The following is a 17,239-nucleotide window of genomic DNA, read 5'->3' on the forward strand; positions in this document are numbered from 1 at the left end:
CCGTGTGGCTCACGCGCGGCGACCCTGCCCCCGGTAAGCCGGCTCAAGCGGCGTCCGGCAGATGCACCGTCTTCACCTCAAGGAAGTCCTCGAGGCCGAAAATGCCACCTTCACGGCCGTTGCCGGATTGCTTGTATCCGCCGAAGGGGCTGCCATAGCGGTGCGGGCCGCCATTGATATGCACCATTCCCGCGCGAAGACGGGCAGCCACCCGCTGAGCCCGGTCCGGATCGTCCGTCTGGATATAGGCCGCGAGCCCGTAGGTGGTGTCGTTGGCAATCGCGATCGCTTCTTCTTCCGTATCGAAGGGGATGATCGAAAGCACGGGCCCGAACACCTCCTCGCGTGCAATCCGCATGGAATTGTCGACGTCGATGAAAATGGTCGGCTTGACGAAGTAGCCGGCCCCGAAGCCCTCTGGCTTGCCCGGCCCGCCGACGAGCAGGATCGCGCCCTCGGCAACGCCCGCCTCGATCAGCGCCTGCACCCGCTCGTACTGGATATGGCTGACAAGCGGGCCGATATGCGATCCTTCCCTGGTCGGATCCCCAACCTTTGCTTCCCCCCCGACGCGCCGGGCGATGTCGACGACCCTGTCATAGACGCTGCGCTCGACGAGCATGCGGGTCGGCGCATCGCAGGACTGGCCGGAATTGTTGAAGCATTCGAGAATGCTCGCCCTCACCCGTTCCTCGATATCGGCATCGGCGAAGACGATGTTCGGCGATTTGCCGCCGAGTTCCAGCGTGACCCGCTTCACCGTATCGGCGGCATCCTTGCTGACGGCGATGCCGGCCCGCGTCGAACCGGTGAAGGACACCATATCGACGTCCTTGTGCCTCGAAAGCGCCGCGCCGGCATGAATGCCATCGCCGTTTACGAGGTTGAAGACACCCGGCGGAAATCCCGCCTCGTCGATCATCTCCGCATAGAGCATGGCGTTGAGCGGAGTGAATTCGCTCGGCTTCAGGACGCAGGTGCAACCGGTTGCCAACGCCGGCACCACCTTGAGTGCGATCTGGTTGATCGGCCAGTTCCAGGGCGTGATAAGCCCGCAGACGCCGATCGGCTCGCGCATGAGCGTGTCGCCATTCGGCAGCTTCTCCCGCATGTTAAGGGACCTGAGCGCGTCGATATAGCCCTGCAGATGGCCCACGCCGACGTCGACCTGCTGCTCACGGCTCATCGTCTTCGGGGCGCCGAGCTCGGCGGTAATCGTTTCGGCCATCTCGTCGTAGCGGCGTTGGTAGATGGCGAGCAGCGCTTCGAGCAGCGCCAGCCGCTCCTTCACACTCGTTCGGCTGTAGGTTGTAAAAGCGTTCTTCGCGGCTGCAACGGCACGGTCGATATCCTCCGCGGTGCCGAGAGAAATCACCGCAAGCGGCTTTTCGGTCGCCGGATTGAGCACGTAGAGATCGTTTTGCGTGATCGGGTCGATCCATTCGCCGTTGATGTAGAACTTTCGTTTGTCGAGCATTCGCTCCTCCATCCCGTCGAACCATTCTTGCCTACGGCGAGCGCAGCCGCTTCAGTGCGGGCGTGTCTGCGGGACGCACGAAGAGCGCCTCTCCTGGATCCGATCCAAGAAGACGCACTTGCAGGCTACGCCCCAAGCGACCCGCGCCGCAAGAGGAACGATCGAGGAGGAAACCGCAGACGGGACTCAAGGTCATTGAGCCCGTGGCGACTTGAAAAAAGAGCTGCCCGCAGGTGGTCAGATCAAGCCGATGACGACAGCGCAAACGAAGGCGAAAGCTGCCAGGACGGCAAGGGACTGGGGTATGACATGGACCGGCCGGCGCCAGGCCGGCGCGGCATGGGCCGGGTAGCGGGATCGGATCATCGCCTTCATCGGGTTCATTTCGTCGTCTCCGCTGTTTCGGGGCATTAGCCGATATCGGAGTTCTTCAATATTCTCGATTAAATTTATAGAGAATATTTTCTGTCGATTACGGAGGACGTAAAAAATCCGTTTCCATGCGCAAAGACGGGCGACGGGTTAGTCCGCGACGGCGGCACTACCAGCCGATGGCATCCCGGAAGGAATACCACCAGGAGCCGATCGTGGAATATTGCGCCCGGAACACCCGCCCGCCCGGGAAAGGATACCAGGGAAGCTTCTCGAAGACATCGAAACGGGCGGTGTCGCCATCGATCGCCTCCGCAAGAGTGCGGCCGAAAAGATGGGAGCCGGTGACGCCGTGCCCGCTATAGCCATGGGCGAAATAGGTGTTGGCGCCGATCCGCCCCATCTGCGGCACGCGCGTGAAGGAGAGCGCGAAGTTGCCGCTCCAGGCAAAGTCGATCTTAACACCCTTCAAGCGCGGGAAAACCTTTTCGAGATTTGGCTTCAGTTTCGCCACCACATCGGCCGGATCGGTGCCTCCATAGACGGTGCCGCCGCCGAAAATCATGCGCTTGTCGGCGGAAAGCCGAAAATAATCAAGGATGTAACGCACATCCTCCACGCACATGTCGCTCGGGATCAGCGAATGGGCCAGTTCTTCCCCGAGTGGCGCGGTAGCCAGCATCTGCGTCGAAACCGGCATGACGCGGGAGACGAGCTCCGGCACCACGTCGCCGAGGTAGGCATTGCCGCAAAGAACGACGGTGCGGGCGGAGACTTCCCCTGCCTTCGTATGGACCATCGGCCGTGCCGCCGCGTGGTCGACACGGGTCACCGGCGACATCTCGTAGATCGTGCCGCCAAGGCTCTCGAGAGCGCGGGCCTCGCCGAGCACCAGATTGAGCGGGTGCATGTGACCGCCGGTCGTATCCAGCATGCCGCCGCAATAAGCCTCGGAATTGACAAGCTGAGCGAGCGCCTCGCGGTCGAGCAGTTCATGATCGTTCATAGCGTATTTGCGCCAGAGCGCCTGCTTGGCCTCGAGTTCCCTCATATGCGCGCCGGTATAGGCGGCATAAATGTTGCCGGACTTCAGGTCGCAGTCGATCTGATACGTTTTGACGAGGCGGCGGATGATCCGTCCGCCCTCCTGCACGAGACCGCCGATGAAGCGGGCGGCATCCTCGCCATAGCGGCGCTCGATCGTTGAAAGGCCGGCATTAAGGCCGTTGACGATCTGGCCGCCATTGCGCCCCGACGCGCCCCAGCCGACTTGCGCCCCCTCGACCACCGTCACCTTGTAGCCCTTTTCGGCCAGATGAATGGCCGTGGACAGGCCGGTATAGCCGGCGCCGACCACGCAGATGTCGGTTTCGATCCGCCCCTCGAGCTTAACAGGCGTACGAACGGTGTTGCGCGAGGCGGCGTAATAGCTCGTCGGATAGAAGCCGTCGCCGGCGTAGGACTTCCGTTTCGGTGCCATTACGCGATTTCCAGATAGGCGCTGAACTCGTAATCCGTGACCTGCTCGGCGAAACCCGCGATCTCCTGGCGCTTGCAGGCGATCAGCGAGCGGAGCACGGGATCGAAAATCTCGGCAACGATCGGACCGACCTCGACCGGCAGGGCCCCTCGCCCAGTGACGCCGCAAATGCCGTCGCGATCGCCGGTCGCGAATACCAGTTCGCTGCCGATGATGTCCTCGCCCAGACATCGACGCCGACGATCGACAACGGCATACGGATGCCGCCGCCGAGCACCTTCGACGCCTGTTCCACTGGCACGCGCTTGCCGCGCATGATGCCGTTCCGATCGCAGATCGCCGCTTCGATGCTCTCGATCGGTCCGTTTTGTTCCAGCCAGCCCTTGAACGCGCTCGGATCATCGAAGGACATATCGCAAATCTTCTTTTGTGATCACATTCTCAGAAAGTTGACATAATTTTGAATCTAGAGTCAAGCTTGCCGCGGACGTCAGCCGCACGCGCAGATCGTCGAAGGAAATCGAAGCTCTTGACAACACTCGTCTTGCCAGACCTCCCGCGGCCCGCAGGCATGACCACGCACGACTATGCCTTCGAGCGGCTCAGACAGGCGATCATGGTCGGCGCCTTCCGGCCGGGAACCTCGATCACAATTCGGGGGCTTGCCGAAGCATTGGAGAGCAGCCCGACGCCGGTACGCGAGGCGCTGCGTCGACTGACCTCGATCGGCGCCCTGCAACTGCTGGAGAACCGCCGCATCGTCGTGCCGAAAATCACCCCCTCCCGTTTCGAGGAACTGGTCTCGCTCCGCATCGCAATTGAATGCCATGCGGCGCGCCGGGCGGTCGCCCATCTTTCCGATCGACAGATCGATCGGATCGTCGCGATGGACGAGGCGATCGCGGCGGCGATATCGGCGGGCGCGAAGGCCGAGGCATTGATCGCCAACCAAAAATTCCACCGACAAATTTACTTGGCCAACCCCGACCAGGTCGCCATGCCGCTGATTGAAAGCCTCTGGCTGCAACTTGGACCGATCCTCGGCATCGCCATGGAACACGTCACCGAACTCTACATCGTCGACCGCCATCGCGAGGCGATTGAAGCCCTGCGGCGACGCGACGAGAACGCCGTGGCCGAGGCGATCGACGCCGATATCCGCGAAGGGATCGGCGGCCTCGATCGTCAGGCGATCGGCAAGCTTTTGGCACTCGCGGGCTAAGCACCTCTCCTAAATCGACCGTGATGCAAGGAGACATGCAGCAATTCAAGGTCGCCGTAGCGGCAACAGCTCAAGCGCATCCTGCATTTTCGCTCGGCCGCTCGAGCTTCAAGGCCTTTACCAGCCATCGCTCCGCGTCCGGAACTATCCGGTCTGCTTCCGGCGCGCGGCCTGCACTTCTTCGATCGCGACGGACGGCGTGTCTGATCCGCGCCGCCACTGACCTCAACAGCGCCGAGAAGGTCACTGTCGCGGCCCGTCGCTTTCCCTGAGCCGAATACGACCCGACGAGGCATGCGACGGCTCGCAGTGACGATTGACTTCTCCGCGAGGAAGACTAGCTTTCTTGTGTCGCCAGTATCGAATGCCCGGCGCTGAATCTCCGAGAGAAATAGATACTGCCAAAGCCATGAATTGACGACACTCTTCCTCGGCGCGGCGCCCGGCGAAATGAGGATGTACGATGCGAAATCCGATTGCTGCCCTGTCTGTTTCGGCACTCCTGCTCTGTCCGGTCGCCGCCCTTGCGCAAGAGGGCGATGCCGAGGCTGGCGCCACCGTCTTCAAGAAATGCACCGCTTGCCACGTCGTGGACAAGGACCAGAACAGGGTCGGGCCTTCGCTGCAGAACATCATCGGCAGGACCGCGGGCACGCATCCGAAGTTCCGCTATTCTCCGGCCATGGTGAAGGCGGGGGAAGAAGGCCTCGTTTGGGATGAGGCGGCATTGCGGGACTATCTTCGCGATCCCAGGGCCATGATCAAGGGAACCAAGATGGTGTTCCCCGGCCTCAAGGAAGAGGAAGATCTTACCAACGTGATCGCCTTCCTGAAGCAACATTCGCAGTAGCGCAACCCCTCGGGTGGAGGGACCGCACTTCTAACGGGCGATTTGCCAGTATTTTCCGTTCGTGCAATAATTCTGATCGGAACGCTGCGGATTAAGTATTCGTCTCACGGCCGATCGTGGCGGGGAGGGACAGGAAATGGCCGTGGTAGTGATTCTGGTACTCTTGGCCCTCGGGTCGGTCTTGTTCCATGTGCTCAGTCCTTGGTGGTGGACTCCGATCGCCTCCAACTGGAATTACATCGACAATACCATCATCATCACCTTCTGGATCACCGGCATCGCCTTCGTTGCCATTGTGCTGTTCATGGCCTACTGCGTTCTGCGCTTTCGCCACCGACCGGGCAGTACTGCGGACTACGAGCCGGAAAACCGGAGGCTGGAGAGCTGGCTCGCGACAGGCACCACGCTCGGCGTCGCGGCAATGCTGGCGCCGGGGCTATTCGTCTGGAACCAGTTCGTCACCGTGCCGGAAGGGGCGGCCGAAGTGGAAGTGGTGGGGCAGCAATGGCTCTGGAATTTCCGCCTGCCCGGGGCCGATGGGAAGCTGGGCACAACGGACGCACGCGACGTGACGCCGGAAAACCCGCTCGGGGTCAATCGGAACGACGCCGCGAGCCTCGATGACGTTATCGTCGAAACCGGCGAGTTGCATCTGCCCGTCGGCAAGCCCGTCAAGATGCTGCTCCGCTCCGTCGACGTGCTGCACGACTTCTATGTTCCGGAGTTCCGCGCCAAGATGGACATGGTCCCGGGCATGATCACCTATTTCTGGTTTACCCCCACGCGGACCGGCACCTTCGAGATCCTCTGCGCCGAGCTTTGCGGCGTCGGTCATGCGCAGATGCGCGGCACCGTCGTCGTCGACACGGAGGAAGACTATCAGGCCTGGCTTGCCGAGCAGCAGACGTTTTCGCAATTGACGGCATCGCCCGATGCGGGGCCGGCGGCAACGGCTGTTGCCGCGGCAGCGGCGCAATCGGAGACGCCGTGAGGTAGCAACTGGGAGGACATAAGATGGTCGACGTCCGGTCCGGTATTGGCGAGGCGCTGCCGCCCCCCGAAGTCGAGGATGTTGAGCTTTACCATCCGCACAGCTGGTGGACGCGTTACGTCTTCAGCCAGGATGCGAAGGTCATCGCCATCCAATATGCGACCACCGCGATCGCCATCGGATTGGTGGCGCTGGTGCTCTCCTGGCTGATGCGTCTGCAACTCGGCTTTCCGGACACGTTCGAACTGGTGGATGCCGAGAGCTATTACCAGTACATCACCATGCACGGCATGATCATGGTGATCTACCTGCTGACCGCGCTCTTTCTCGGCGGCTTCGGCAACTATCTCATTCCGCTGATGGTCGGCGCGCGCGACATGGTGTTCCCCTACGCCAACATGCTGAGCTACTGGATCTACCTGCTCGCCGTGCTCGTTCTCGTCGCGAGCTTCTTCGTGCCCGGCGGGCCGACCGGCGCCGGCTGGACCCTCTACCCGCCGCAGGCGGTCCTTTCCGGCACGCCGGGCGGCAGGGACTGGGGCATCATCCTGATGCTCTCCTCGCTGATCATCTTCATCATCGGCTTCACCATGGGCGGCCTCAACTATGCGGTCACCGTGCTTCAGGGCCGCACCCGCGGCATGACGCTGATGCGGATGCCGCTCACCGTCTGGGGCATCTTCACGGCGACGGTGATGGCGCTGCTGGCCTTCCCTGCCCTATTCGTCGCCTGTGTCATGATGCTCTTCGATCGGCTGCTCGGCACCAGCTTCTTCATGCCGGCGATTGTCGAAATGGGCGAACAATTGCAGTATGGCGGCGGCAGTCCGATCCTGTTCCAGCACCTCTTCTGGTTTTTCGGCCATCCCGAGGTCTATATCGTGGCACTGCCCGCCTTCGGCATCGTCTCCGATCTCATCAGCACGCATGCGCGCAAGAACATCTTCGGTTACCGCATGATGGTCTTTGCGATCGTCATCATTGGCGGCCTTTCCTTCATCGTCTGGGCGCATCACATGTATGTCAGCGGGATGAACCCCTACTTCGGCTTCTTCTTCGCCACGACGACGCTGATCATTGCTGTCCCGACCGCCATCAAGGTCTATAATTGGGTGCTGACGCTCTGGCGCGGCAACATTCACCTGACCCTGCCGATGCTGTTTGCGCTGGCTTTCATCGTCACCTTCGTCAATGGTGGACTGACCGGCCTCTTCCTCGGCAACGTCGTTGTCGACGTCCCGCTCTCGGACACGATGTTCGTCGTCGCGCATTTTCACATGGTCATGGGCGTAGCGCCGATCCTCGTCATCTTCGGCGCGATCTACCATTGGTACCCGAAGATCACCGGACGCATGCTCAACGATACGCTGGGCCACATCCATTTCTGGATCACCTTCGTCGGCGCCTATGCGATTTTCTTCCCGATGCATTATCTCGGGCTCGTCGGCGTCCCGCGGCGTTACCACGAACTTGGCGACGCGGCTTTCGTTTCCCCTTCCATCCACGACCTCAACGCCTTTATCAGCATCATGGCTCTGATCGTCGGCGCCGCACAGATCGTCTTCCTCTTCAACCTCGTCTGGAGCCTGCGCTACGGCCGGGAGGCGGGCGGCAATCCCTGGCGGGCGACGACGCTCGAATGGCAGACGCCCGTGACACCGCCACCCCACGGCAACTGGGGCAAGGAACTGCCGGTCGTCTACCGCTGGGCCTATGATTACAGCGTCCCCGGTGCGCCGGAGGATTTCATCCCGCAGAACCAGCAGACCCCGGGCCACACCAGCCATGAGGCCGGCCCATGAGCGTCGTGCTGATATTCATGGCGGCAATCGCCGCCGTCATCGTCTGGTGGCTCGCTCAACAGCGACTGGCGTCGAAACCCTGGCTCGAAGTCGGACACGCGCACGACCACCGCCGCGCGGCTCCCCTGCCCGCGGCTAAGGTCGGACTAGGCGTCTTCCTCGCCGTCGTCGGTTCCTTGTTCGCGCTCTCGTTCAGCGCCTATTTCATGCGCATGGCCTCGTCCGACTGGGGCGCGCTGCCCTTGCCGGGCTTCCTCTGGGTCAATACCGCAATCCTGGCGCTCGCCAGCGCCGCCCTGCATTGGACGAAGCTCGAGGCGGAGTGGCAGCATCGTGAGGCGGCGCGAACCGGCCTCCTCGCCGCACTGGCCGCGGGACTTGCCTTTCTCGTCGGACAGCTCTTCGCCTGGCGGGCACTGATCGATGCCGGCTATCTCCTTGCCAGCAACCCCGCCAATAGTTTCTTCTACATGCTGACTGGCCTGCACGGCTTGCATATCCTCGGCGGGCTCGCTGCGCTCGGACGCGTCACCATGCGTGCCTGGGATACGGGCTTCGACCGCCGGACGCGGCTCTCGATCGAGCTCTGCGCCATCTACTGGCATTTCATGCTGGCGGTCTGGCTGGTTCTCTTTGCCCTGCTCTCCGGCTGGGCGAACGAAGTCGTCGCCTTCTGCCGCCAATTGCTGACCTAGGAGCCGCGAAAATGTCCGCCCCGTTGAAGCCCCCCGCAGCAGAAACCTTCCACCACCCGTCCGGTCTGGCGGGACTCGCGGCGGATTGGGCTTCGGATCAGCGAACTTTCAAGAACGTCTCCTGGGGAAAGGCCATGATGTGGATCTTTCTTCTGAGCGACACCTTCGTCTTCGGCTGTTTCCTGCTCGCCTACATGGCAGCGCGGATGTCGACCACCGTTCCCTGGCCGAACCCGAGCGAGGTTTTCGCGCTCGAGATTGCCGGGACGCACATGCCGCTGATCCTGATCGCCATCATGACGTTCGTGCTGATCTCCTCGAGCGGCACCATGGCGATGGCGGTCAATTATGGCTATCGCCGCGATCGGCGCAAAACTGCCGCGCTGATGCTGGTTACCGCCTTCTTCGGCGCCACCTTCGTCGGCATGCAGGCCTTCGAGTGGTCGAAGCTGATCTCCGAAGGCGTGCGGCCATGGGGCAACCCTTGGGGCGCCGCGCAGTTCGGCTCGTCCTTCTTCATGATCACCGGCTTTCACGGAACCCACGTCACCTTCGGCGTGATCTTCCTGCTGATCGTCGCCCGCAAGGTCTGGCGTGGCGACTTCGAAACCGAGCGGCGCGGTTTCTTCACCAGCCGCAAGGGCCGCTACGAGATCGTCGAAATCACCGGACTCTACTGGCACTTCGTCGATCTGGTCTGGGTCTTCATCTTCGCGTTCTTCTATCTGTGGTGAGGAGAGATATCATGGCCCACGCGGAGGCACATGCGGAACAACAACAGCACCCGATCAAGCTCTATCTCCTGGTCTGGGGCCTGCTGTTCGTCCTCAGCGCCTTATCATACCTGGTCGATTATTTCGGCCTGGAGGGATTTCTGCGCTGGTCGCTGATCCTGATATTCATGATGCTGAAGGCCGGTCTCATCATCGCCGTGTTCATGCATATGGCCTGGGAGCGCCTCGCTCTGATCTACGCGGTGCTGCTGCCGCCACTGCTGGTGCTTGTCTTCGTGGCGCTGATGGTATCGGAATCGAACTACATCCTCTTCACCCGCCTCGCCTTCTTCGGCTCCGCGCCCTAGCATCGACCCGCAAATCGTACCCGATTTTCGGAAGCCTTGACCTTGCTCCGTCGAAATAATCCATCTTGAAGTAAGCTCTGGCCCATTGACCAGGGAATGAAGCGCAACCGTTTCACAGACGAGCAGATCATCGGCAATCTGAAGGAGCACGAGGCGGGCACACCGGACTCGGAACTGTGCCGCCACACGGCGTCAGCGATGCCAGCATCTACAAATGGAAAGCGAAGTTCGGCGGCTTGGAGGTGTCCGAAGCCAAGCGGCTGAAGACGCTGGAGGACGAGAACACCAAGCTGAAGCGGCTCTTGGCGGATGCCACGCTCGATGACGCCTGGCTCTCGTCGCCGATACCTCACTGTTCAGCCTCGTGTTGCCCGTGAGGTCGACCGGATCCTCGAGGAGCGCGGCAAAGCGAGGATGATCGTCAGCGACACCGGCAGCGAGTTCACCGGTAACACGATCCTGCAATGGACGGATCGAACGAAGGTGGATTGGCACTGATAGCCCCCGGCAAGCCGATCCAGAACGCCTTCATTCGAGAGCTTCAGTGGTCGGCTGCGGGACGAGTTCTTGAATGAAACGCTCTTTTCGTCTCTGAACCATGCTCAATCAGCTGGCCCGACGCCGGCAGGAGGAGGGTTCGCCGCCAATGTTTGTGCCGGCGGTGATCGAGGCGGCGGAGGAACCGCCAGCGCGTCGCCGGAAGATAGCAGCCAAAACCGCGGCCCCAAGAGCGGCGATCGAACTGGAGATCGGCGAAGCTACGATCAGAATTGCGGCTGGCACCGATGCTGCGACGATCGCCGCGGTCATCCAGGCGCTGAGAGCGCAAGCGTGATCGGGCCGTCGGGTACCGTCCGGGTGATGATTGCCACCGGGCCGATCGACTTCCGCAAGGGGGCCGAATGACTGGCTGCGCTGGTGAAGGCGGAGCTGGGAGGCGATCCATTCTCCGGCACGGTTTACGTGTTCCGGGCGAAACGAACCGATCGGATCAAGCTGATCTTCTGGGATGGCACCGGGATGTGTCTCGTCGCCAAGCGCCTTGAGGATGGCGAGTTCCGCTGGCCGAAGATGCAGGATGGTGTCATGCATCTGACCGCGGCACAGTTCTCAGCGCTGTTCGAGGGACTGGACTGGAAACGCGTCCACGCCAGAGACCCGGCGCGTGTTCCCGTAACACCCGGCTAAGGGTCCGCGACCAATTGAATCAGGGGCGTGGAGGCTCTGCCCTCAGGCCAACGAATATGCTCTGTTGCGCCCATGACGATGACGGCGGACGAGCTTCCCGACGACCTAGAGACGCTGAAGGCGATGGTGCTTTCGCGCGAAGCGGAGAATGCGCGGCTGCGCCAGATCATCAAGGAGTTGCAGCGCCACCGCTTCGGCCGCCGGGCCGAGACCTTGCCCGAGGACCAGCTTCTGCTTGGCCTCGAAGAAGCGGAGCAGATCGAGGCGGCCGCGGACGAGGAAAAGGCGCAGGCTGCCATCGCGGAGCGTCAGGCACGGACGGCAAAACGCCGGAGCAATCGCGGCTCGCTTCCCGCCCATCTGCCGCGCGTCGAAACGGTCGTCGACATCGATGACCATGCCTGCCCCTGCTGCGAACATCCGCTTCACCGGATCGGTGAGGATGTCAGCGAGAAGTTCGACATCGTTCCGGCCCAGTTCCGGGTCCTGGTCGTGCGCCGCCCGAAGTATGCCTGCCGTGCCTGCGAGGACGTCGTCGTTCAGGCTCCGTCTCCCGCGCGGCTGATCGAAGGCGGCATTCCGACGGAGGCGACGGTCGCCCAGGTGCTGGTCTCTAAATACGCCGATCACTTGCCGCTCTATCGGCAGGCGCAAATCTACTAGCGGCAGGGGATCGACCTCGATCGTTCGACACTTGCCGACTGGGTCGGTCGTGCCGCCTGGCACCTGCGTCCGGTCCACCAGCGGCTGCTTGATCACCTGAAGGCATCCTCCAAGTTCTTTGCCGACGAGACCACCGCTCCGGTTCTTGATCCGGGGCGTGGCAAGACCAAGACAGGCCAGCTTTGGGCCTATGCTCGCGACGATCGACCATGGCAGGGCAACGATCCGCCCGGCGTGGCCTATGTCTACGCGCCGGACCGCAAGGCCGAGCGGCCGATGACCCATCTCGACGGCTCTAGCGGCATCCTTCAAGTTGATGGCTACAGCGGCTACCGACCGCTCGCCGAGAAGGATGCTGTATCCTTGGCCTTCTGCTGGAGCCATGTCCGTCGGCGCTTTTACGAGCTGGCGGCTGCCGGTCCCGCGCCGATCGCCGGCGAGGCGCTCAAACGCATCGCCGAGCTCTATCGCATCGAGGACGAGATACGCGGACAGACGCAGGATGAGCGTCGTGCCGTACGCCAACAAAAGAGTCGCCCGATCGCTGATGGTCTCGCACCCTGGCTGCGCGAACAACTCGCTCTAATCAGCCAGAAGACGAAGCTCGCCGAGGCATATGCGCTCTCACGCTGGGAGGGGCTCACCCGTTTCATCGACGACGGTCGCATCGAGATCGATTCCAACACCGTCGAACGCTCGATCCGACCGATCGCGCTCAACCGGAAAAACGCACTCTTCGCCGGCTCCGACGCCGGAGCCGAGCAATGGGCGACCATTGCTTCGCTGATCGAACCCGCCAAGCTCAATGACGTCGAGCCGCTTGCCTATCTGGCCGACGTCCTCAGCAGGATCGTCAACGGCCATCCGAATAGCCAACTCGATGACCTGCTGCCTGGGGCTTACGCCGCAAGCACGAAGCCCAAGGCCGTGGCCTGAGAGCACCGCTTATTCGAGCCGAATTATGACGGCCGTCACCCGGGTCGCAGACGTTACTCCTATAACGTGTCCGCATTCTTCCCGGCGAGGCGATGACGCTATAGAGTGATCGAACGTGCGCCCGACCATCCCGGAGGCTCCATATGGCTGAGGTCTTGCTGTTCCACCACGCACAGGGGCTGACCCCGGGTGTGCGCGCGTTCGCCGACGACTTGCGGGCCACGGGTCACATCGTGCACGCGCCGGACCTGTTCGACGGACGCACGTTCCAGAGTATCGATGAGGGTCTCGCCCACATCGGTGAAACCGGATTCGACGAAATGCGGGAGCGCGGCGTCCGCGTCGCCGACGAACTGCCTCCCGAGCTCGTCTACGCCGGATTCTCGTTCGGTGTGCTGCCGGCACAGAAGCTTGCACAGACACGGCCCGGAGCCCGCGGAGCGCTGCTCTTCTACTCTTGCCTGCCGATCAGTGGCGAGTGGGCCTTCGGACCCTGGCCGGACGGCGTCGCGGTCCAAATCCACGGTATGGACAACGACCCGATCTTCGTCGGCGAGGGCGACATCGACGCCGCACGCGAGATCGTAGAGAAGGTCGAGGACGCGGAGCTTTTCCTGTACTCCGGCGATCAACACTACTTCGCCGACAGCTCGCTCCCGTCGTACGACGCGGATGCGACCGCGCTACTCACCATCCGAGTGCTTGAGTTCCTGGATCGCGTCTGATCCATGCCGGCGTCTTGGCTTGAGCTCAGTCCGAACGGTGGTCCCGCAACAGCGCTTACGCTCAATCAGCTGGCGCCGTGACTACAACGATCACCGACCGCACTCCGGCTTCGGCTGGCTGACGCCTGCAGAGTTCGCCCAGACCGTCAAGCCGCGGCAGATGCAGCAACCCAAAACCGCTGGAGTGAACTCAAAACTGGATAAAATTTGGGGGCGAGGTCAAGCAAAATGCGCTTACAGTGATCTTTGCGCGTCTGAAAAGACGCACGGCGCTGTTCCGATGTGGTTGAGAAGAACACGTCAACGCAAAAATCCCCGTTGTTTGGACGGGGATTTGGAAGGCTGTTGTTATGATTTGGTTGCGGGGGCAGGATTTGAACCTGCGGCCTTCAGGTTATGAGCCTGACGAGCTACCGGGCTGCTCCACCCCGCGTTATTTTTCGAGTTGTTTGTTCGCCGTTTTTGGCGTGTGTGTGAGAAGATGTTTTTTTGCCGCAGCCTTCTTCCTTCTCGGCTTGGCCTCGAAGGGGAGCGGCGTTTATCTTGCGCTTTGCAGACCTGGCAGCGACCTACTCTCCCGCGTCTTGAGACGAAGTACCATCGGCGCTGGGGCGTTTCACGGCCGTGTTCGGAATGGGAACGGGTGCAGCCACCCCGCCAGAACCACCAGGTCGGCAAAGCGCAAGCTTTGCTCCCCGGAGGGGAGCAAACTGATTTGAGAAGCTGGTGAAGCTGTTGCTTCGTTTTTTTGAACACGTCTTTGCGTCTTATCCGGATCACTCCAGCAGCCGGCAAAGCCGAGCCGCCGGACGTCCGGGGCGCCGTCCGCAGCGTAGCGATCTTTGGATCGCGACCGCGTGAGGACAGAAGATAGCATCATCAAACTTCGTTTGATGAGCATAGGCAACAAGAACGATCAAGCCGATCGAACGATTAGTACCGGTAAGCTTCATGCGTTGCCGCACTTCCACACCCGGCCTATCAACGTGGTCGTCTTCCACGGTTCTCAAGGGAATACTCGTTTTCAGGTGGGTTTCCCGCTTAGATGCCTTCAGCGGTTATCCCTTCCATATATAGCTACCCTGCTATGCCCTTGGCAGGACAACAGGTCCACCAGAGATATGTCCATCCCGGTCCTCTCGTACTAGGGACAGATCCTGTCAATATTCCTACACCCACGGCAGATAGGGACCGAACTGTCTCACGACGTTCTGAACCCAGCTCACGTACCGCTTTAATTGGCGAACAGCCAAACCCTTGGGACCTGCTCCAGCCCCAGGATGCGATGAGCCGACATCGAGGTGCCAAACAACCCCGTCGATATGGACTCTTGGGGGTCATCAGCCTGTTATCCCCGGCGTACCTTTTATCCGTTGAGCGATGGCCCTTCCACGCGGGACCACCGGATCACTATGACCGACTTTCGTCTCTGCTCGACTTGTCAGTCTCGCAGTCAGGCGGGCTTATGCCATTGCACTCGACGAGCGATTTCCGACCGCTCTGAGCCCACCATCGCGCGCCTCCGTTACTCTTTCGGAGGCGACCGCCCCAGTCAAACTACCCACCATACACTGTCCCGGATCCGGATGACGGACCGCGGTTAGACATCCATGACGATAAGGGTGGTATTTCAAGGACGGCTCCACAGGAACTGGCGTCCCTGCTTCAAAGCCTACCACCTATCCTACACATGCCGACACGAATGCCAGTGTAAAGCTATAGTAAAGGTGCACGGGGTCTTTCCGTCTGACCGCAGGAACCCCGCATCTTCACGGGGAATTCAATTTCACTGAGTCTGCGTTGGAGACAGCGGGGAAGTCGTTACGCCATTCGTGCAGGTCGGAACTTACCCGACAAGGAATTTCGCTACCTTAGGACCGTTATAGTTACGGCCGCCGTTTACTGGGGCTTCGATTCAGAGCTTGCACCCCTCCTCTTAACCTTCCAGCACCGGGCAGGCGTCAGACCCTATACGTCGTCTTGCGACTTCGCAGAGCCCTGTGTTTTTGATAAACAGTCGCTACCCCCTGGTCTGTGCCACCCCATCATGGTTGCCCATAATGGGGTCACGCTTCTTCCGAAGTTACGCGTGCAATTTGCCGAGTTCCTTCAACGCAGTTCTCTCAAGCGCCTTGGTATACTCTACCTGACCACCTGTGTCGGTTTCGGGTACGGTCTATACGGTGGAGCTATTTCCTGGGACCGCGTCCAAGCCCGGACAATCCATTAAGTCCGGACAAGTTAAGCGATCCGTCACTACCACCAGGCCCACGAATATTAACGTGGTTCCCATCGACTACGCGTGTCCGCCTCGTCTTAGGGGCCGGCTAACCCTGCTCAGATTAACTTTAAGCAGGAACCCTTGGTCTTTCGGCGAGAGGGTCTCTCACCCTCTTTATCGTTACTCATGTCAACATTCGCACTTCCGATACCTCCAGGACCCCTCACGGGTATCCCTTCACAGGCTTACGGAACGCTCCGCTACCACTTGATCTTGCGATCAAATCCTCAGCTTCGGTGCATGGCTTCAGCCCCGTTACATTTTCGGCGCAAAGACCCTTGTTTAGACCAGTGAGCTGTTACGCTTTCTTTAAATGATGGCTGCTTCTAAGCCAACATCCTGGTTGTTTTGGGATCCTCACATCCTTTCCCACTTAGCCATGACTTGGGGACCTTAGCTGGAGGTCAGGGTTGTTGCCCTCTTCACGACGGACGTTAGCACCCGCCGTGTGTCTGCCGACTAGTACTCCCCGGTATTCGGAGTTTGGTTAGGATCAGTAAGACGGTGAGTCCCCATAGCCCATCCAGTGCTCTACCCCCGGGGTATTCGGTCGACGCTCTACCTAAATAGATTTCGCGGAGAACCAGCTATTTCCGAGTTTGATTGGCCTTTCACCCCTAGCCACAAGTCATCCCAATCTATTGCAACAGATGCGGGTTCGGTCCTCCAGTTGGTGTTACCCAACCTTCAACCTGCTCATGGCTAGATCACTCGGTTTCGGGTCTAATGCGACATACTAAGGCGCCCTATTCAGACTCGCTTTCGCTACGCCTCCACCTACCGGCTTAAGCTTGCATGTCACACTAAGTCGTTGACCCATTATACAAAAGGTACGCCGTCACCCTTGCGGGCTCCGACTGTTTGTAGGCATCCGGTTTCAGGTTCTATTTCACTCCCCTTGTCGGGGTGCTTTTCACCTTTCCCTCACGGTACTTGTTCGCTATCGGTCATGCACGAGTACTTAGGCTTGGAGAGTGGTCTCCCCATGTTCAGACAGGATTTCACGTGTCCCGCCTTACTCAAGGACAATGAGTGTTCTACGTGTACGGGGCTGTCACCCGCTACGGCCGACCTTTCCAGATCGTTCCACTTCATTCCTCATTGCCACTGGCCTGGTCCGCGTTCGCTCGCCACTACTTGCGGAGTCTCGGTTGATGTCCTTTCCTGCAGGTACTTAGATGTTTCAGTTCCCTGCGTTCGCTTCTTATCCCTATTGAATTCAGAATAAGATACCTTGTAACAATGCTTGGAAACCTAAGCCGTGCTCTCGCACGGCTTAAATTTTCCAAGCATCTAAGGTGGGTTTCCCCATTCGGAGATCCATGGATCAAAGCTCATTCGCAGCTCCCCACGGCTTATCGCAGCGTATCACGTCCTTCATCGCCTGTGCATGCCAAGGCATCCACCAAATGCCCTTTTGACACTTGATCGTTCTCATTGCCAATGCTCATCGTCTTTGCTGGATCTGGCAAACCT

Annotated in this window: 12 protein-coding genes, 1 tRNA gene, 2 rRNA genes and 6 pseudogenes; 14 read left to right on the forward strand and 7 right to left on the reverse strand. The window is 60.5% G+C overall.

From position 1 onward, the window contains the following. Nucleotides 1-43: 43 nt before the first annotated feature. The 4 genes and pseudogenes from SJ05684_RS12420 to SJ05684_RS30395 all read right to left on the reverse strand — a co-directional run. Nucleotides 44-1,477, reverse strand: coding sequence for an aldehyde dehydrogenase family protein (locus SJ05684_RS12420; RefSeq protein ID WP_034856451.1), 1,434 nt, complete (start codon nt 1,475-1,477; stop codon nt 44-46). 237 nt (nt 1,478-1,714) lie between these two features. Continuing rightward, nucleotides 1,715-1,861, reverse strand: a complete 147-nt coding sequence (locus SJ05684_RS30015; RefSeq protein WP_034856449.1) for a hypothetical protein — start codon at nt 1,859-1,861, stop codon at nt 1,715-1,717. A 157-nt stretch (nt 1,862-2,018) separates the two neighbouring features. Further along, nucleotides 2,019-3,329 (reverse strand): NAD(P)/FAD-dependent oxidoreductase, encoded by a 1,311-nt coding sequence (locus SJ05684_RS12430; protein ID WP_034856448.1) that lies wholly within the window; start codon nt 3,327-3,329, stop codon nt 2,019-2,021. A gap of 134 nt (nt 3,330-3,463) precedes the next feature. Continuing rightward, a pseudogene (locus SJ05684_RS30395) lies at nt 3,464-3,741 on the reverse strand (glutamine synthetase); the annotation flags it as partial. Between the two features lie 117 nt (nt 3,742-3,858). On the opposite strand from SJ05684_RS30395, the gene SJ05684_RS12440 reads away from it, so the two are divergent. From SJ05684_RS12440 to SJ05684_RS29645, 14 genes and pseudogenes are all read left to right on the forward strand, one after another. Continuing rightward, nucleotides 3,859-4,551: a GntR family transcriptional regulator gene (locus SJ05684_RS12440; RefSeq protein ID WP_034856446.1), complete on the forward strand. Its 693-nt coding sequence runs from the start codon at nt 3,859-3,861 to the stop codon at nt 4,549-4,551. 463 nt (nt 4,552-5,014) lie between these two features. Then, complete coding sequence (locus tag SJ05684_RS12445) at nt 5,015-5,401, forward strand: c-type cytochrome (protein ID WP_034856444.1); 387 nt, start codon at nt 5,015-5,017, stop codon at nt 5,399-5,401. A gap of 136 nt (nt 5,402-5,537) precedes the next feature. Next, nucleotides 5,538-6,392, forward strand: a complete 855-nt coding sequence (locus tag SJ05684_RS12450) for a cytochrome c oxidase subunit II (protein ID WP_034856441.1) — start codon at nt 5,538-5,540, stop codon at nt 6,390-6,392. 23 nt (nt 6,393-6,415) lie between these two features. Continuing rightward, nucleotides 6,416-8,194 carry a cytochrome c oxidase subunit I gene (gene ctaD, locus SJ05684_RS12455; protein ID WP_095694259.1) on the forward strand — a complete coding sequence of 593 codons (1,779 nt, stop codon included), beginning with the start codon at nt 6,416-6,418 and terminating at the stop codon, nt 8,192-8,194. After that, nucleotides 8,191-8,889 (forward strand): cytochrome c oxidase subunit 3, encoded by a 699-nt coding sequence (locus SJ05684_RS12460; protein ID WP_095694260.1) that lies wholly within the window; start codon nt 8,191-8,193, stop codon nt 8,887-8,889. The genes ctaD and SJ05684_RS12460 overlap by 4 nt, the downstream gene beginning before the upstream one ends. 11 nt (nt 8,890-8,900) lie before the next feature. Beyond that, a complete protein-coding gene (locus SJ05684_RS12465) occupies nt 8,901-9,623 on the forward strand; it encodes a heme-copper oxidase subunit III family protein (protein ID WP_034856434.1) in 723 nt (240 codons plus the stop codon). A gap of 11 nt (nt 9,624-9,634) precedes the next feature. Further along, nucleotides 9,635-9,970 (forward strand): cytochrome C oxidase subunit IV family protein, encoded by a 336-nt coding sequence (locus SJ05684_RS12470; RefSeq protein WP_034856433.1) that lies wholly within the window; start codon nt 9,635-9,637, stop codon nt 9,968-9,970. A 96-nt stretch (nt 9,971-10,066) separates the two neighbouring features. After that, a pseudogene (locus SJ05684_RS31170) lies at nt 10,067-10,305 on the forward strand (transposase); the annotation flags it as partial. After that, a pseudogene (locus SJ05684_RS31175) lies at nt 10,299-10,582 on the forward strand (integrase core domain-containing protein); the annotation flags it as partial. The pseudogenes SJ05684_RS31170 and SJ05684_RS31175, both read left to right, overlap by 7 nt. 34 nt (nt 10,583-10,616) lie before the next feature. Next, entirely contained in the window at nt 10,617-10,805 is a 189-nt protein-coding gene (locus tag SJ05684_RS30025) for a hypothetical protein (RefSeq protein ID WP_162098818.1), read from the forward strand. Beyond that, a pseudogene (gene tnpB / locus SJ05684_RS12480) lies at nt 10,802-11,158 on the forward strand (IS66 family insertion sequence element accessory protein TnpB). The gene SJ05684_RS30025 and the pseudogene tnpB overlap by 4 nt, the downstream one beginning before the upstream one ends. A gap of 72 nt (nt 11,159-11,230) precedes the next feature. After that, nucleotides 11,231-12,757: pseudogene (tnpC, locus tag SJ05684_RS12485) on the forward strand (IS66 family transposase). 143 nt (nt 12,758-12,900) lie between these two features. After that, on the forward strand, nt 12,901-13,482 hold the full coding sequence (locus SJ05684_RS12490) for a dienelactone hydrolase family protein (protein WP_034856432.1): 582 nt from the start codon (nt 12,901-12,903) through the stop codon (nt 13,480-13,482). A gap of 67 nt (nt 13,483-13,549) precedes the next feature. Further along, nucleotides 13,550-13,686 (forward strand): annotated as a pseudogene (locus SJ05684_RS29645) (integrase core domain-containing protein); the annotation flags it as partial. Between the two features lie 152 nt (nt 13,687-13,838). On the opposite strand, the gene SJ05684_RS12495 reads toward SJ05684_RS29645, so the two are convergent. From SJ05684_RS12495 to SJ05684_RS12505, 3 genes are all read right to left on the reverse strand, one after another. Next, nucleotides 13,839-13,915, reverse strand: a tRNA-Met gene (locus SJ05684_RS12495). A gap of 123 nt (nt 13,916-14,038) precedes the next feature. Continuing rightward, nucleotides 14,039-14,153 (reverse strand): 5S ribosomal RNA (gene rrf, locus SJ05684_RS12500). 241 nt (nt 14,154-14,394) lie between these two features. After that, nucleotides 14,395-17,193: ribosomal RNA gene (locus tag SJ05684_RS12505) — 23S ribosomal RNA — on the reverse strand. Nucleotides 17,194-17,239: the final 46 nt, after the last annotated feature.

Origin of the sequence: Sinorhizobium sojae CCBAU 05684, from assembly GCF_002288525.1 — a bacterium.
Lineage (GTDB): Bacteria > Pseudomonadota > Alphaproteobacteria > Rhizobiales > Rhizobiaceae > Sinorhizobium > Sinorhizobium sojae.

Excerpts from the sequence above, each read along its gene's own strand:
- SJ05684_RS12490 (WP_034856432.1), top strand. The coding sequence starts at position 12,901 with ATGGCTGAGGTCTTGCTGTTCCACCACGCACAGGGGCTGACCCCGGGT.
- SJ05684_RS12450 (WP_034856441.1), top strand. The coding sequence starts at position 5,538 with ATGGCCGTGGTAGTGATTCTGGTACTCTTGGCCCTCGGGTCGGTCTTG.
- SJ05684_RS30015 (WP_034856449.1), bottom strand. The coding sequence starts at position 1,861 with ATGAACCCGATGAAGGCGATGATCCGATCCCGCTACCCGGCCCATGCC.
- SJ05684_RS12470 (WP_034856433.1), top strand. The coding sequence starts at position 9,635 with ATGGCCCACGCGGAGGCACATGCGGAACAACAACAGCACCCGATCAAG.
- ctaD (WP_095694259.1), top strand. The coding sequence starts at position 6,416 with ATGGTCGACGTCCGGTCCGGTATTGGCGAGGCGCTGCCGCCCCCCGAA.
- SJ05684_RS12465 (WP_034856434.1), top strand. The coding sequence starts at position 8,901 with ATGTCCGCCCCGTTGAAGCCCCCCGCAGCAGAAACCTTCCACCACCCG.
- SJ05684_RS30025 (WP_162098818.1), top strand. The coding sequence starts at position 10,617 with ATGTTTGTGCCGGCGGTGATCGAGGCGGCGGAGGAACCGCCAGCGCGT.
- SJ05684_RS12460 (WP_095694260.1), top strand. The coding sequence starts at position 8,191 with ATGAGCGTCGTGCTGATATTCATGGCGGCAATCGCCGCCGTCATCGTC.
- SJ05684_RS12445 (WP_034856444.1), top strand. The coding sequence starts at position 5,015 with ATGCGAAATCCGATTGCTGCCCTGTCTGTTTCGGCACTCCTGCTCTGT.
- SJ05684_RS12430 (WP_034856448.1), bottom strand. The coding sequence starts at position 3,329 with ATGGCACCGAAACGGAAGTCCTACGCCGGCGACGGCTTCTATCCGACG.
- SJ05684_RS12420 (WP_034856451.1), bottom strand. The coding sequence starts at position 1,477 with ATGCTCGACAAACGAAAGTTCTACATCAACGGCGAATGGATCGACCCG.